This window comes from Burkholderia sp. IDO3 (assembly GCF_003366075.1).
GTDB classification, from domain to species: domain Bacteria; phylum Pseudomonadota; class Gammaproteobacteria; order Burkholderiales; family Burkholderiaceae; genus Burkholderia; species Burkholderia anthina.
The window spans coordinates 2,627,549-2,641,023 of record NZ_CP028963.1; the positions used below are offsets into that span (position 1 = coordinate 2,627,549).

A 13,475-nucleotide genomic window follows, 5' to 3' on the forward strand; every position below is an offset into this window, starting at 1 on the left:
TCTTTTCAAGGTGTCGCCATGCGGGCGCGCGTTCACGCGCCCAGCCACATCATCAGATGCTCGACGCCGGGGCCGAGCGCCAGCGCCGGCACATAGGTCAGCGCGCCCACCAGCATCACGGTGCCGAGCAGCAGCACGACGAACAGCGGACCATGCGTGGGCAGCGTGCCGCTCGTCACGGCGATGCGCTTTTTCGCGGCGAGCGAGCCGGCGATCGCCAGCACCGGCACGATCGTGCCGAAGCGGCCGAACCACATCGCGATCGCGGTCATCCAGTTGTAGAACGGCGTGCCGACCGTCAGGCCCGCGAACGCGCTGCCGTTGTTGTTCGCGGCCGAGCTGAACGCGTACAGGATTTCCGAGAAGCCGTGCGGGCCCGGGTTCGCGATGCCGGCCTTGCCCGCGTCGGCGAGCACCGCGATCGACGTGCCGACCAGCACGAGCAGCGGCGTGAGCAACACGACGATCGACACCATCTTCATCTCGTACGACTCGATCTTCTTGCCGACGTATTCCGGCGTGCGGCCGATCATCAGGCCGGCGACGAACACCGCGAGCAGCGCGAACACGAGCATCCCGTAGAGACCGGAACCGACACCGCCGTAGATCACCTCGCCGAGCTGCATCAGCAGCATCGGCACGAGGCCGCCGAGCGGGGTCAGCGAATCGTGCATCGTGTCGACCGCGCCGCACGACGCGGCCGTGGTCGCGACCGTGAAGATGCCGGTCTGCGCGATCCCGAAGCGCGTTTCCTTGCCCTCCATGTTGCCGCCCGGCTGCAGCGCGCTTGCCGACTGGTCGACGTGCAGCGCGGCGAACGCCGGGTTGCCGGCCTGCTCGGCGCTCACCTCGACGCCGATCGCGACCGCGAACGCAACCGTCATCGCCGCGAGCACCGCGACGCCCTGCCGGCGGTCGCCGATCACGCGGCCGAACGCCAGGCACAGCGCGGCCGGGATGATCAGGATCGCGAAGATCTGGATGAAGTTCGAGAACGGCGTCGGGTTCTCGTACGGATGCGCGGAGTTCGCGTTGAAGAAACCGCCACCGTTGGTGCCGAGCATCTTGATCGCTTCCTGGGATGCCACCGGGCCCATCGCGAGCGTCTGCTTCGCGAGCGGCGTCGGCACCGTCACCGGGTTGCCCTTGTCGTCCTTCACCGGACTGCCCTGCGCGTCGAGCTTCGGCGCCGCGTAGGTGCTCGTCTGCAGCACCGGCACGTCCTGGTACGCCTGCATGTTCTGAATCACGCCCTGGCTCATCAGCAGCGCGGCGATCACCATCGCCATCGGCACGAGCACGTACATCGTCACGCGCGTGAGGTCGACCCAGAAGTTGCCGATCGTCTGCGCGGTGTGGCGCGCGAAGCCGCGGATCAGCGCGATCACGACGACGATGCCGGTGGCCGCCGACAGGAAGTTCTGCACGGTCAGGCCGAGCATCTGCGTCAGGTAGCTGACCGTTTGTTCGGGCGTGTAGTCCTGCCAGTTCGTGTTGGTGACGAAGCTCACCGCCGTGTTGAATGCGCCGTCGGCCGTCATCGCGCCGAATTGCTGCGGATTGCCCGGCAACAGGCCCTGCAGCCGCAGCAGGCCGTAAAGGAACAGCGCGCCGAGCGCGTTGAACGCGATCGTTGCGATCGCGTACTGCTTCCAGTTCATTTCGGTGCCGGCATCGACGCCGGCGATGCGGTACAGCGCGCGTTCGAGCGGCCCGAACACGCGTACCACGCGCGCGCTGCCGTCCATCACGTTCGTCAGGTAGCGCGCGCACGGCACGGCCGCCGCGAGCAGCACGACGATGAACAGCAGCGTCTGCAGCAGATTGTTCGCGTTCATTCGATGTCCTCCGCGCGCAACAGCGCAAAGACGAGATACACGAACAGCAGGGCCGTCGAGGCGCCCGCCAGCCAAAGCATCCAGGTCATGCGCGCCCTCCGCGGCCGTATTGCGAAAGCTGCTCGCAACCGCCAAGCAAACCGAGGATCAGCGCGGTGAAGAGCACCAGTGCGCCGATGAAAACCCCATCCATTTTTGTGTTCTCCGTCGTCGAAATCGGACGACTAGAACCTTATGGGAACGCGCGTAAAGGACAGGTCAAAGGTGCTCGGGCGGATATAAAAAACGTGTAAACGCGTAAAGCGGGAAACAGCGGACGGGACGTCGGGCGGGACAGGGGACCGGGGACAGGACGGGCGGCACGCCGGCGCCGCCCGGGGGGGCGTGCCGGCGTGAAGCCGGCACGAAGGGATGCGTCAGGGAACGAGGATCGTCGAACCGGTCGTCTTGCGCGACTCGAGGTCGGCGTGCGCGCGGGCGACTTCGGCGAGCGGATAACGCTGGTTGATGCTCGTCTTCACCTTGCCCGACAGGATCACGTCGAACAGCTCGGCGGCCGCGGCTTCGAGATCGGCGCGCTTCGCGATGTACGAGAACAGCGTCGGGCGCGTGAAGAACAGCGAGCCGCGCGACGAGAATTCTTTCGAGTCGATCGCCGGCAGCGGGCCCGACGCATTGCCGAAGCTCACGAAGTAGCCGAGCGGCGCGAGGCAGTCGAGCGAGCCGATGTACGTGTCCTTGCCGATCGAATCGTAGACGACCGGCACGCCCGCGCCGTTCGTGATCTCCTTCACGCGCTGCGTGAAGTTCTCGCGCGTATAGACGATCGGATGATCGCAGCCGTGCGCCTTGGCGAGCGCGGCCTTCTCGTCGGAGCCGACCGTGCCGATCACGGTCGCGCCGAGCGCCTTCGCCCACTGGCATACGAGCAGGCCGACGCCGCCGGCCGCCGCGTGGATCAGGATCGTGTCGCCGGCCTTCACCGGGTACGTGCGGCGCAGCAGGTAGTGCGCGGTCAGGCCCTGCAGCATCACCGATGCCGCGTCGTCGTAGCTGATTCCGTCCGGCAGCTTCACGAGCCGCTCGGCCGGCATTACGCGCTCCTGCGCGTAGGCGCCCGGCGGCTGCCCGACGTAGGCGACGCGATCGCCCGCCTTCAGCGTGCTCACACCTTCGCCGACGGCCGTCACCTCGCCCGCCGCTTCCATCCCGAGGCCGGCGGGCAGTTGTTGCGGATAGAGGCCCGTGCGGAAATACACGTCGATGTAGTTGAGCCCGACCGCGTGCTGCCGGATGCGGACTTCGCCCGTCTTCGGCTCGCCGACCTCGACATCGACCCACTTCATCACGTCCGGGCCGCCCGGCTGGTCGTATCGGATTGCTTTCGGCATCGTTTCGCTCCTTGTTTGTCTGGAAATCGGGTTCGGCAAACGCGTCGATGCCGCTCAAAAGCGATGCATGCAGACGCGGGGCTCAGCGCGTGATTCTCGCGCGTCGCGCATGGTCATGCAGCGCGTCGTCGAAATCCCTTCACGTCCGTAGGGTTTTCGCGGAAGACGGATGGCACGACGTCCAGCTGGTCGCCGTTATTGGTGCATGGCGCACATGCCAAGCGCAACACTTTGTCACCTTCAAGTCACGACCTGCAGGATGGGTGAAATGGCCGCCGGGTAAGCGCCGGCAAAGCGCTGTCGCTTGGCCGCCCCGTGTGCCGTGCCCCGCAGTGGCGCATCGAAGGAAATTGAAGGGAAGACGGCCGTGCTATTTTGCTTTTCGCCGAATCCACGAGCCCCATGCCATGAACGTCTTTGTCATCCGAAGTGTGTTTGTTTTCGCGTCGTTGTCGGCAAGCATCGGCATCGCACACGGTGCCGCGCTACCGCGTGTCGACGGCGTACGGCTGCTCGACGGCATGAACCGTACCGACAACAGTCCATACGCCGACGCTGAACGTCACGCGATGACCGGATATCTGGCCGGCGTCGCCGATGCGACCGAAGGCACAGCGTGGTGCGACAACGGGCGGGGCAAATCCGGAGAAATCGATTCGGAAGTGCTCGACGATCTCGGGAAACAGCCACGAGATGCGCTGAAGGCAAGTGCGGCAGTCTTGGTCACCCATGTCTTGCGACAAAAATACCCGTGCCGTTAGCAGCCCCTGAAACAGCGGACATAGCCTCTCACTTAAACTAACGGGTAGGTCGGCAACCTGATCATGACGTCTCGGAAGGTGGCGTTTTGGCGTTGAAGAGGCAGTTTGCATCACCGTTCGCACTTTCATTCATGATAGATGTTGCTTTGCCCCCTATGAATACTCTTCATTATTCTGGCACGGACACTGGAAAGCCTCTCTCAGTCTCCCCGCTACGTACTACCGATACAGCTTTTGCTGTGGCTGTCCCAGCGCTCCCACATGGCGCACGGCCAATTATCGACGATCAATCTGGCGCATGTGTGGGCTTCATTCACGAAGGCGCGAAAAACGTTTGGCACATTTTGGACGTATCTGGTCAATGCGTCGGGATCGAGGAAGCCCCTTTAGAATCGCCCCTCGTCGATCCATATGATTTGATTCTGATAGGTTCCGCGGCATTGAAGGTCATGCGCACCGGCTTCAACACCGCTGCCCGACTGGCGATCGGACGCACCGCGGTCTCTGCCACATCAAAGATTACGAGCAGGATATTGCCGCTTCTGCGCAGTAGATTGCAAAGCTTGTCAGTAGGACTGGTTGCTGTTTACCGAGACAACCGCTAGGCACATGGCAAACCCTGGGCGATTTGTACCTGTTCATATCCTTCACTTGGCGCTCAAGTATGGAAGGCGAATGCCCGACCCTCAGAGCGTAGCTGGTGTATTTCGATATGAAATCCAGATGTCTCGCTTCGTGAAAAGAGGAGCAACGTTTATTCGAGAACGTAAAACACTGGAAATTGTCGTTCGAGAGTCCGACTGGACAATCCTTCACTTTATGTACTATTGACCATGCTGATCATTGACACAGATGACTTTCGACTTCAAATGGAGCCCGTTGCTGTGCGACGCGAGGGGCCGGGAGGGCCGTATCTTGAATGGATTGATGTGCGAATCCAATTGACGGCACCGGGTATCCAGGCGGAAGGGCAATGGAGTGTTATGCCCGGCGAGTTGCGACAATTTCGGCAACAGATTCAATCCATTCAAACGCAGCTTCAATCCGGGCAACGAGCGGAGTTAACAGGCGTTGAGCCGGAGTTTGAACTGATATTGCGAACACTTGATCGAGGCGCAATCACAGGCGACTGGCGCTTTCAGCCAACCCCTCCTGATGGCGCGTGCATTACAGGACAGTGCGGGCTGGATCAGTCCTTCTTGCCCGAACTGCTACAAGGAGTTGAATCCCTTCTATCGTTCGTCGGAACGAGCAATTCACCATAATCAAGGCCCTCTCGCGCGAGGGTACGCGCCTTGGTCGACGCTGTAGCCTGTCAGCCGACGGCTTCGCCGAACGCGCAAGCGCGCTCGTCTGCTCGATTGCGTGCCGCGTCATCACGCCAAGAAGCCGTGCCGCCAAGAGCGGCGCGCTGAAGCCCCCGAACCCGGCCGTTGCGTGACAGCGCACCGACCGGCTCGCTCGACAGCGAAGCACCCGAGCACAATCCGTCCGAAACTCCGCGGCCGATCGGATACGAAACCCTTTTAGACAAAACCTCGACCGTTAAAGCGGGGCGTTCTTCAGCGGGGCGTTCTTCAGCGGGGCGTTCTTCAGCGGGGCGTTCTTCAGCGGGGCGTTCTTCAACTGCCCGCTAGCAAACGTCCTGCATGTTCCGCGCCAGATCGTCGAGCAGCATCCGCGCGGTCGCCACGTTGGTCGCCACCGGCACGTCGTGCACGTCGCATGCGCGCACCAGCGCGGTGATGTCCGGATCGTGCGGCTGCGCGGTCATCGGGTCGCGCAGGAACACGACGATGTCGACGCGGCCGTCGGCCAGCTCCGCACCGATCTGCAGGTCGCCGCCGAGCGGCCCCGACAGCTTGCGCTCGACCTCGAGCCCGTGCGCGGCAGCGATGCGCCCGCCGGTCGTGCCCGTCGCGACCAGCCGGCATTGCGCGAGCGTCGTCCGGTACTGGCCTGCGAGCGCGACGATCTCGTCCTTCTTCGCGTCGTGCGCAATCAATGCGATGCGGGGTTTGCTCATCTCCGGTTCCTTCGTGTTTCGATTGTTGTCGTGGGGTAAATGGCGGGCGCGTACGTCAGAACGTGCCCGGATACGCGCCGCCGTCGAGCAGCCAGTTCTGCCCGGTGATGTAGCCGGCGTGCACGCTGCAGAGGAACGCGCACGCCGCGCCGAATTCGGCGCGCGTGCCGAGGCGCCCGACCGGGATCTCCTTCGCGCGCCGCGCGCGCAGTTCATCCACCGTCACGCCCTGCGCTTTCGCCGACGAGGCGAGCGTCGTCGCGATCCGGTCGGTGTCGAACAGCCCCGGCAGCAGGTTGTTGATCGTCACGCCCTGCCCGGCCACCTTGCGCGACAGCCCGGCGACGAAGCCGGTCAGCCCCGAGCGCGCGCCGTTCGACAGCGCGAGCACGTCGATCGGCGCCTTCACCGCCGAACTCGTGATGTTGACGATCCGGCCGAAGCCGCGCGCGATCATCCCGTCGACGGTCGCGCGGATCAGCTCGATCGGCGTAAGCATGTTCGCCTCGAGCGCGCGAATCCAGTCGTCATGCGAGAAATCGCGGAAGTCGCCGGGCGGCGGGCCGCCGGCATTCGTCACGAGAATGTCGGGCTGCGGGCACGCAGCCAGCGCGGCCGCCCGCCCATCCGGCGTCGTGATGTCGCACGCGACCGCGGTGACCGACACGTTCGACTCGGCGCGGATCTCCTCGGCGGTTTCCTCGAGCGTGTCGCGCGTGCGCGCGACGATCACGATATTCACGCCCTCGGCGGCCAGCGCTTCCGCGCAGCCGCGCCCGAGTCCCTTGCTGGCCGCGCACACGAGCGCGGTCTTTCCTTCGATGCCGAGATCCATCGTCGATTCCTTTATGGCGACGCGCACCGCCGCAGCCCGGCCGTGTCGCCCAACGGGCGGCAACGGGCCCGCGCGGCGCGCGGATTGTCGTGAGACGTCGATAATATCCGGATCGCGTGGCGCGCCTTGGTAAAATTGCGGCCATAAGCGGCAGCCAGCCTCGCGCCCGCCGCCGCTCCCCGATCCCCTTTTGCCGCCAAGGCACCCCGTCATGAAACAGGACAGCCGTTTCCCGAATCTCTTCATCACCGATCACCCGCTGATCCAGCACAAGCTCACGCACATGCGCGACAAGGACACGTCGACGCGCACGTTCCGCGAGCTGCTGCGCGAGATCACGCTGCTGATGGGCTACGAAATCACCCGCAACCTGCCGATCACGACCAAACGGGTCGAAACCCCGCTGGTGGAAGTCGACGCGCCGGTGATCGCGGGCAAGAAACTGGCGATCGTGCCCGTGCTGCGTGCCGGCATCGGGATGTCGGACGGCCTGCTCGACCTGGTGCCGTCCGCGCGCGTCGGCCACATCGGCGTATACCGCGCCGACGACCACCGCCCGGTCGAATACCTGGTGCGCCTGCCCGATCTCGAGGATCGCATCTTCATCCTGTGCGATCCGATGGTCGCGACCGGCTATTCGGCCGTGCACGCGGTCGACGTGCTCAAGCGCCGCAACGTGCCGGCCGCGAACATCATGTTCGTCGCGCTGGTCGCCGCGCCCGAAGGCGTGCAGGTGTTCCAGGACGCGCACCCGGACGTGAAGCTGTTCGTCGCGTCGCTCGACTCGCACCTGAACGAGCACGCGTACATCGTGCCGGGCCTGGGCGACGCGGGCGACCGCCTGTTCGGCACCAAGAACTGACGCACCGGCACGGCCGGGCCGTACGGGCCCGGCGCGCCGCGACGGCCGCCCGGCCGTTCGGCCATGCGCGGCGGCCCCGAAACGGCGGTCGCCGCGTGATAAAATCTCGTTCCACTCGACACGCGCGGCCCCGCGGCATCACGCCCGCCAACCCGGCCGCCGATTCAACGACACATTGGCACAATCGCCCGCGCAGCGCGCCCGGGCACGGAGAAAGGTATGGCTGGTCATTCGAAATGGGCCAACATCAAGCACAAGAAGGCAGCAGCTGACGCGAAGCGCGGCAAGGTCTGGACCCGTCTGATCAAGGAAATCCAGGTCGCGGCCCGCCTCGGCGGCGGCGACGCGAGCTCGAACCCGCGCCTGCGCCTGGCAGTCGACAAGGCAGCCGACGCCAACATGCCGAAGGACAACGTCAAGCGCGCGATCGATCGCGGCGTCGGCGGCGCGGACGGCGCGAACTACGAAGAAATCCGTTACGAAGGCTACGGCATCAGCGGCGCGGCGATCATCGTCGACACGCTGACCGACAACCGCATCCGCACGGTCGCGGAAGTCCGTCACGCGTTCTCGAAGTTCGGCGGCAACATGGGCACCGACGGTTCGGTCGCGTTCATGTTCGATCACGTCGGCCAGTTCCTGTTCGCGCCCGGCACGTCGGAAGACGCGCTGATGGAAGCCGCGCTCGAAGCCGGCGCGGACGACGTCAGCACGAACGACGACGGCTCGATCGAAGTGCTGTGCGACTGGCAGACCTTCTCGGCGGTGAAGGACGCGCTCGAAGCCGCGGGCTTCAAGGCCGAACTCGCCGAAGTGACGATGAAGCCGCAGAACGAAGTCGAATTCACCGGCGACGATGCGGCGAAGATGCAGAAGCTCCTGGACGCGCTCGAGAACCTCGACGACGTGCAGGAGGTGTATACGAACGCCGTCATCGTCGAGGAATGACATGCGGGCCGCCGTGCGCAGCGTTGCGACGGCAGCCCGACCGAATTCGCGGCCGGCGCGCCTGAGCGTGCCGGCCGCCCTGTTTTCTAGTCTGCGGGGAATCCCATGAAACTACTCGTCGTCGGTTCCGGCGGCCGCGAACATGCGCTGGCGTGGAAGCTCGCGCAGTCGCCGCGCGTCCAGATGGTCTACGTCGCGCCGGGCAATGGCGGCACGGCGCAGGACGAGCGTCTGAAGAACGTCGACATCACGTCGCTCGACGCGCTCGCCGATTTCGCGGAAAGCGAAGGTGTTGCGTTTACGCTCGTCGGGCCGGAAGCGCCGCTCGCGGCCGGCATCGTCAACCTGTTCCGCGCGCGCGGCCTGAAGGTGTTCGGTCCGACCCGCGAAGCCGCGCAGCTCGAAAGCTCGAAGGATTTCGCGAAGGCGTTCATGAAGCGCCACGGCATTCCGACCGCCGACTACGAAACCTTCTCCGATGCGGCGGCGGCACACGCATACATCGACGCGAAGGGCGCGCCGATCGTCGTGAAGGCCGACGGCCTCGCGGCCGGCAAGGGCGTCGTCGTCGCGATGACGCTGGAAGAGGCGCATGCCGCGGTCGACATGATGCTGTCGGGCAACAAGCTCGGCGACGCCGGCGCGCGGGTCGTGATCGAGGAATTCCTCGACGGCGAGGAAGCGAGCTTCATCGTGATGGTCGACGGCAAGCACGCGCTGGCGCTGGCTTCGAGCCAGGACCACAAGCGCCTGCTCGACGAAGATCGCGGCCCGAACACGGGCGGCATGGGCGCCTACTCGCCCGCGCCGATCGTCACGCCGCAGATGCACGCACGCGTGATGCGCGAAATCATCATGCCGACGGTGCGCGGGATGGAGAAGGACGGCATCCGCTTCACGGGCTTCCTGTATGCGGGCCTGATGATCGACAAGGACGGCAATCCGCGCACGCTCGAGTTCAACTGCCGGATGGGCGACCCCGAGACGCAACCGATCATGGCGCGCCTGAAGAGCGATTTCTCGAAGGTCGTCGAACAGGCGATCGCGGGCACGCTCGACACGGTCGAGCTCGACTGGGACCGCCGCACCGCGCTCGGCGTCGTGCTGGCCGCGCACGGCTATCCGGACGCGCCGCGCAAGGGCGACCGCATCAACGGGATCCCGGCCGAGACCGAACAGGCGGTGACGTTCCATGCGGGCACGACGCTCGCCGAAGGCGACAAGCTGGTCACGTCGGGCGGGCGCGTGCTGTGCGTGGTCGGCCTCGCCGATTCGGTGCGCGAAGCGCAGCAGCATGCGTACGACACGATCAACCAGATCCATTTCGAAGGCATGCAGTACCGCCGCGACATCGGCTTTCGCGCACTGAACCGCAAGAGCGCCTGAGGCCCCGGTCGCTGCCCTGACCGCCGCCCTGCCCGCGCAGGCGGCGGCCTCCTCTGCCGGGTTCGATAGAATGCCCGGCAGATGCCTTTTTTACGGCCCCCGCTTCGCGCGGGGGCGCCCAGTCCAGACATGACCGATTCGACCTACGACGTGGCACGCGTGCGCACGTACCTCCAGGACCTGCAGACACGCATCGCCGACGCGCTCGGCGCGCTCGACGGCACGCCGCTCGCGACCGACGCGTGGCAGCGCGGGCCCGAAGAGCGCCTGCGCGGCGGCGGCTGCACGCGGATTCTCGAAGGCGGACGCGTGTTCGAGCGGGCGGGGATCGGCTTTTCCGACGTCGCGGGCGACGCGCTGCCGCCGTCGGCGAGCGCGGCACGCCCGCAGCTCGCGGGCCGCGGCTTCGAGGCGCTCGGCGTGTCACTCGTGCTGCACCCGCGCAATCCGTACTGCCCGACCGTGCACATGAACGTGCGGATGCTGATCGCGACGAAACCGGGCGAAGCGCCGATCTTCTGGTTCGGCGGCGGGATGGATCTGACACCGGTTTATCCGTTCGAGGACGACGCGCGGCATTTCCACCAGACCTGCAAGGACGCGCTCGATCCGTTCGGCGCCGAGCTCTACCCGCGTTTCAAGACGTGGTGCGACGAGTATTTCTTCCTGAAGCACCGCAACGAGACGCGCGGCATCGGCGGGATCTTCTTCGACGATTTCGCCGAGCCCGATTTCGAACGCGCGTTTGAGATGATGCAAAGCGTCGGCGACGCGTTCCTGAACGCGTACCTGCCGATCGTCGAGCGCCGTGTCGCGCTGCCGTACGGCGAGCGCGAACGCGACTTCCAGGCTTACCGGCGCGGCCGCTACGTCGAATTCAACCTGGTATTCGACCGCGGCACGCTGTTCGGCCTGCAAAGCGGCGGCCGGACCGAGTCGATCCTGATGTCGATGCCGCCGGTCGCGAACTGGCGCTACAACTGGCAGCCCGAGCCGGGCTCGCCGGAAGCGCGCCTGGCCGACTTCCTCGTACCGCGCGACTGGGTCTGAGCCCGCCGCGCACCGCCGTCTCAAGAACAGGACACGTTTTTCTGGACACCACCGCCCGCTCCGCCCCGCTGCCGCGCCCGCTGTTACGTCGTATCGGCCTGCTGGGCGGCACGTTCGACCCGATCCACGACGGCCACCTCGCACTCGCGCGCCGTTTCGCCGACGTGCTCGGCCTGACCGAGCTCGCGCTGCTGCCCGCCGGGCAGCCGTACCAGAAGCGCGACGTGTCGGCCGCCGAGCATCGGCTCGCGATGACGCGCGCCGCCGCCGGCGCGCTGACCCTGCCGGGCGTGACGGTCACCGTCGCGACCGACGAGATCGAGCACGAGGGTCCGACCTATACGGTCGAGACGCTCGCGCGCTGGCGCGAGCGCATCGGCCCCGACGCGTCGCTGTCGCTGCTGATCGGCGCGGACCAGCTGGTCCGCCTCGACACGTGGCGCGACTGGCGCGAGCTGTTCGACTATGCGCACATCTGCGCGTCGACGCGTCCGGGCTTCGAACTCGACGCGGCGCCGCCCGACGTCGCGCTGGAAATCGCGCGGCGGCAGGCCGGCGCCGACATACTGCAAGCCACGCCGAGCGGCCATCTGCTGATCGACCGGACGCTGGCGTTCGATATCGCCGCAACCGACATCCGTGCACACTTGCGCGAATGCATCGCGCGTCATGCGCAAATGCCCGATGCGTCGGCCGAACATGTGCCGGCCGCCGTCTGGGCCTATATTCTTCAACATCGTCTCTACCATTCCTGATTCCATGGATATCCGCAAACTGCAGCGCGTGATCGTCGACGCACTCGAAGACATCAAGGCGCAAGACATCAAGGTGTTCAACACCAGCCACCTGACCGAACTGTTCGACCGCGTGATCGTCGCGTCGGGCACGTCGAACCGCCAGACCAAGGCGCTCGCATCGAGCGTGCGCGACAAGGTCAAGGAAGCCGGCGGCGACATCGTCAGCTCCGAGGGCGAAGACACCGGCGAATGGGTGCTGGTCGACTGCGGCGACGCGGTCGTGCACATCCTGCAGCCGGCCCTGCGCCAGTACTACAACCTCGAGGAAATCTGGGGCGACAAGCCCGTGCGGATGAAGCTCGGCGGCGGCAAGACCCCGAACGGCTTCGCGACGGCCAGCGACGAAGAGGACGACGAGGAAGCGGCGCCGGCACGCCCGGCGCGCAAGACGGCGGCCCGCCGCCGCTGACGCGTCGCGACGTCCCGATGAAGCTTTTCATCCTCGCGGTCGGCCACAAGATGCCGGGCTGGATCGCCTCCGGCTTCGACGAATACACGAAGCGGATGCCACCCGAGCTGCGCATCGAGCTGCGCGAAATCAAGCCCGAACTGCGTTCGGGCGGCCGTAGCGCGGAAAGCGTGATGGCCGCCGAGCGGCAGAAGATCGAGGCCGCGCTGCCGAAGGGCGCGCGCATCGTCGCGCTCGACGAGCACGGCCGCGACTGGACCACGATGCAGCTCGCGCAGGCGCTGCCCGGCTGGCAGCAGGACGGCCGCGACGTCGCGTTCGTGATCGGCGGCGCCGACGGGCTCGATCCGGAGCTCAAGGCGCGCGCCGACCTGCTGCTGCGCATCTCGAGCATGACACTGCCGCACGGGATGGTGCGCGTATTGCTCGCCGAACAGCTTTACCGGGCGTGGAGCATCACGCAGAATCACCCCTATCACCGCGCATGACGCGTCGTCCTCGGGACGCGCGCCGCGCGCGCTCAACGAGATAACGACACCATGCCGTCCAGCACGCCCTCCCAGCTTTTTCCGACCCTTTACCTCGCTTCGCAAAGCCCGCGCCGCCAGGAGCTGCTGCTGCAGATCGGCGTGCGCTTCGAACTGCTGCTGCCGCGCCCCGACGAAGACGCCGAAGCGCTCGAAACCGAACTGCCCGGCGAAGCCGCCGATGCGTACGTGCAGCGCGTGACCGTCGCGAAGGCGGAAGCCGCGCGTGCGCGTCTCGTCGCGAGCGGCAAGCCGGCCGCGCCCGTGCTGGTGGCGGACACCACCGTGACGATCGACGGCGCGATCCTCGGCAAGCCGGCCGACGCCGACGACGCGCTCGCGATGCTGACCCGGCTCGCCGGCCGCGACCACGAAGTGCTGACCGCCGTCGCCGTGATCGGCGCCGACGGCGAATTGCTGCCGCCCGCGCTGTCGCGCTCGTCGGTACGCTTCGCCGCCGCGCCGCGCGACGCATTCGAGCGTTACGTCGAAACCCGCGAGCCGTTCGGCAAGGCGGGCGCGTACGCGATCCAGGGGCGCGCGGCCGAATTCATCGAGCGAATCGACGGTTCCCATTCGGGTATCATGGGTCTGCCCCTTTTTGAGACTGCCGCGTTGCTGCGCACCGCACGCGTCGCCTTCTGA

The 13,475-nt window shown here is 66.1% G+C and carries 14 protein-coding genes; 9 read left to right on the forward strand and 5 right to left on the reverse strand.

Annotated features, from left to right (window positions below):
* Nucleotides 1-32: 32 nt before the first annotated feature.
* The 3 genes from kdpA to DCN14_RS26950 form a co-directional block, all read right to left on the reverse strand.
* Nucleotides 33-1,838 (reverse strand): potassium-transporting ATPase subunit KdpA, encoded by a 1,806-nt coding sequence (kdpA, locus tag DCN14_RS26940; protein WP_096507654.1) that lies wholly within the window; start codon nt 1,836-1,838, stop codon nt 33-35.
* Complete coding sequence (gene kdpF, locus DCN14_RS26945) at nt 1,835-1,927, reverse strand: K(+)-transporting ATPase subunit F (RefSeq protein ID WP_096507655.1); 93 nt, start codon at nt 1,925-1,927, stop codon at nt 1,835-1,837. The genes kdpA and kdpF overlap by 4 nt, the downstream gene beginning before the upstream one ends.
* 327 nt (nt 1,928-2,254) lie before the next feature.
* A complete protein-coding gene (locus tag DCN14_RS26950) occupies nt 2,255-3,229 on the reverse strand; it encodes a quinone oxidoreductase (protein WP_096507656.1) in 975 nt (324 codons plus the stop codon).
* A 407-nt stretch (nt 3,230-3,636) separates the two neighbouring features.
* Here DCN14_RS26950 and DCN14_RS26955 point away from each other — a divergent pair, with 407 nt between their 5' ends.
* Nucleotides 3,637-3,990: a Rap1a/Tai family immunity protein gene (locus DCN14_RS26955; protein ID WP_096507657.1), complete on the forward strand. Its 354-nt coding sequence runs from the start codon at nt 3,637-3,639 to the stop codon at nt 3,988-3,990.
* A gap of 1,633 nt (nt 3,991-5,623) precedes the next feature.
* On the opposite strand, the gene DCN14_RS26960 is transcribed toward DCN14_RS26955, so the two are convergent.
* Both DCN14_RS26960 and DCN14_RS26965 read right to left on the reverse strand, forming a co-directional pair.
* Nucleotides 5,624-6,016, reverse strand: coding sequence for a methylglyoxal synthase (locus DCN14_RS26960; protein WP_096507658.1), 393 nt, complete (start codon nt 6,014-6,016; stop codon nt 5,624-5,626).
* 55 nt (nt 6,017-6,071) lie between these two features.
* Nucleotides 6,072-6,851, reverse strand: coding sequence for an SDR family oxidoreductase (locus DCN14_RS26965; RefSeq protein ID WP_096507659.1), 780 nt, complete (start codon nt 6,849-6,851; stop codon nt 6,072-6,074).
* A 211-nt stretch (nt 6,852-7,062) separates the two neighbouring features.
* On the opposite strand from DCN14_RS26965, the gene upp reads away from it, so the two are divergent.
* From upp to DCN14_RS27005, 8 genes are all read left to right on the forward strand, one after another.
* A complete protein-coding gene (gene upp, locus DCN14_RS26970) occupies nt 7,063-7,713 on the forward strand; it encodes a uracil phosphoribosyltransferase (protein ID WP_011352740.1) in 651 nt (216 codons plus the stop codon).
* Between the two features lie 219 nt (nt 7,714-7,932).
* The gene (locus DCN14_RS26975; protein WP_096507660.1) at nt 7,933-8,661 is read left to right on the forward strand and encodes a YebC/PmpR family DNA-binding transcriptional regulator; all 729 of its coding nucleotides are present in this window, start codon (nt 7,933-7,935) and stop codon (nt 8,659-8,661) included.
* 105 nt (nt 8,662-8,766) lie between these two features.
* Nucleotides 8,767-10,047 (forward strand): phosphoribosylamine--glycine ligase, encoded by a 1,281-nt coding sequence (purD, locus tag DCN14_RS26980; RefSeq protein WP_096507661.1) that lies wholly within the window; start codon nt 8,767-8,769, stop codon nt 10,045-10,047.
* Nucleotides 10,048-10,176: 129 nt separating this feature from the next.
* Nucleotides 10,177-11,097: an oxygen-dependent coproporphyrinogen oxidase gene (gene hemF, locus DCN14_RS26985; RefSeq protein WP_096507662.1), complete on the forward strand. Its 921-nt coding sequence runs from the start codon at nt 10,177-10,179 to the stop codon at nt 11,095-11,097.
* A 41-nt stretch (nt 11,098-11,138) separates the two neighbouring features.
* The gene (locus tag DCN14_RS26990; protein WP_096507663.1) at nt 11,139-11,852 is read left to right on the forward strand and encodes a nicotinate-nucleotide adenylyltransferase; all 714 of its coding nucleotides are present in this window, start codon (nt 11,139-11,141) and stop codon (nt 11,850-11,852) included.
* Nucleotides 11,853-11,856: 4 nt separating this feature from the next.
* The gene (rsfS, locus tag DCN14_RS26995; protein ID WP_096507664.1) at nt 11,857-12,303 is read left to right on the forward strand and encodes a ribosome silencing factor; all 447 of its coding nucleotides are present in this window, start codon (nt 11,857-11,859) and stop codon (nt 12,301-12,303) included.
* 17 nt (nt 12,304-12,320) lie between these two features.
* On the forward strand, nt 12,321-12,791 hold the full coding sequence (gene rlmH / locus DCN14_RS27000; RefSeq protein WP_096507665.1) for a 23S rRNA (pseudouridine(1915)-N(3))-methyltransferase RlmH: 471 nt from the start codon (nt 12,321-12,323) through the stop codon (nt 12,789-12,791).
* A 51-nt stretch (nt 12,792-12,842) separates the two neighbouring features.
* Nucleotides 12,843-13,475, forward strand: coding sequence for a Maf family protein (locus tag DCN14_RS27005; protein WP_096507666.1), 633 nt, complete (start codon nt 12,843-12,845; stop codon nt 13,473-13,475).

Bases quoted from the DNA above. Each gene is read 5' to 3' on its own strand.
- kdpA (WP_096507654.1), bottom strand. From the start codon at position 1,838: ATGAACGCGAACAATCTGCTGCAGACGCTGCTGTTCATCGTCGTGCTG.
- kdpF (WP_096507655.1), bottom strand. From the start codon at position 1,927: ATGACCTGGATGCTTTGGCTGGCGGGCGCCTCGACGGCCCTGCTGTTC.
- DCN14_RS26950 (WP_096507656.1), bottom strand. From the start codon at position 3,229: ATGCCGAAAGCAATCCGATACGACCAGCCGGGCGGCCCGGACGTGATG.
- DCN14_RS26955 (WP_096507657.1), top strand. From the start codon at position 3,637: ATGAACGTCTTTGTCATCCGAAGTGTGTTTGTTTTCGCGTCGTTGTCG.
- DCN14_RS26960 (WP_096507658.1), bottom strand. From the start codon at position 6,016: ATGAGCAAACCCCGCATCGCATTGATTGCGCACGACGCGAAGAAGGAC.
- DCN14_RS26965 (WP_096507659.1), bottom strand. From the start codon at position 6,851: ATGGATCTCGGCATCGAAGGAAAGACCGCGCTCGTGTGCGCGGCCAGC.
- upp (WP_011352740.1), top strand. From the start codon at position 7,063: ATGAAACAGGACAGCCGTTTCCCGAATCTCTTCATCACCGATCACCCG.
- DCN14_RS26975 (WP_096507660.1), top strand. From the start codon at position 7,933: ATGGCTGGTCATTCGAAATGGGCCAACATCAAGCACAAGAAGGCAGCA.
- purD (WP_096507661.1), top strand. From the start codon at position 8,767: ATGAAACTACTCGTCGTCGGTTCCGGCGGCCGCGAACATGCGCTGGCG.
- hemF (WP_096507662.1), top strand. From the start codon at position 10,177: ATGACCGATTCGACCTACGACGTGGCACGCGTGCGCACGTACCTCCAG.
- rsfS (WP_096507664.1), top strand. From the start codon at position 11,857: ATGGATATCCGCAAACTGCAGCGCGTGATCGTCGACGCACTCGAAGAC.
- rlmH (WP_096507665.1), top strand. From the start codon at position 12,321: ATGAAGCTTTTCATCCTCGCGGTCGGCCACAAGATGCCGGGCTGGATC.
- DCN14_RS27005 (WP_096507666.1), top strand. From the start codon at position 12,843: ATGCCGTCCAGCACGCCCTCCCAGCTTTTTCCGACCCTTTACCTCGCT.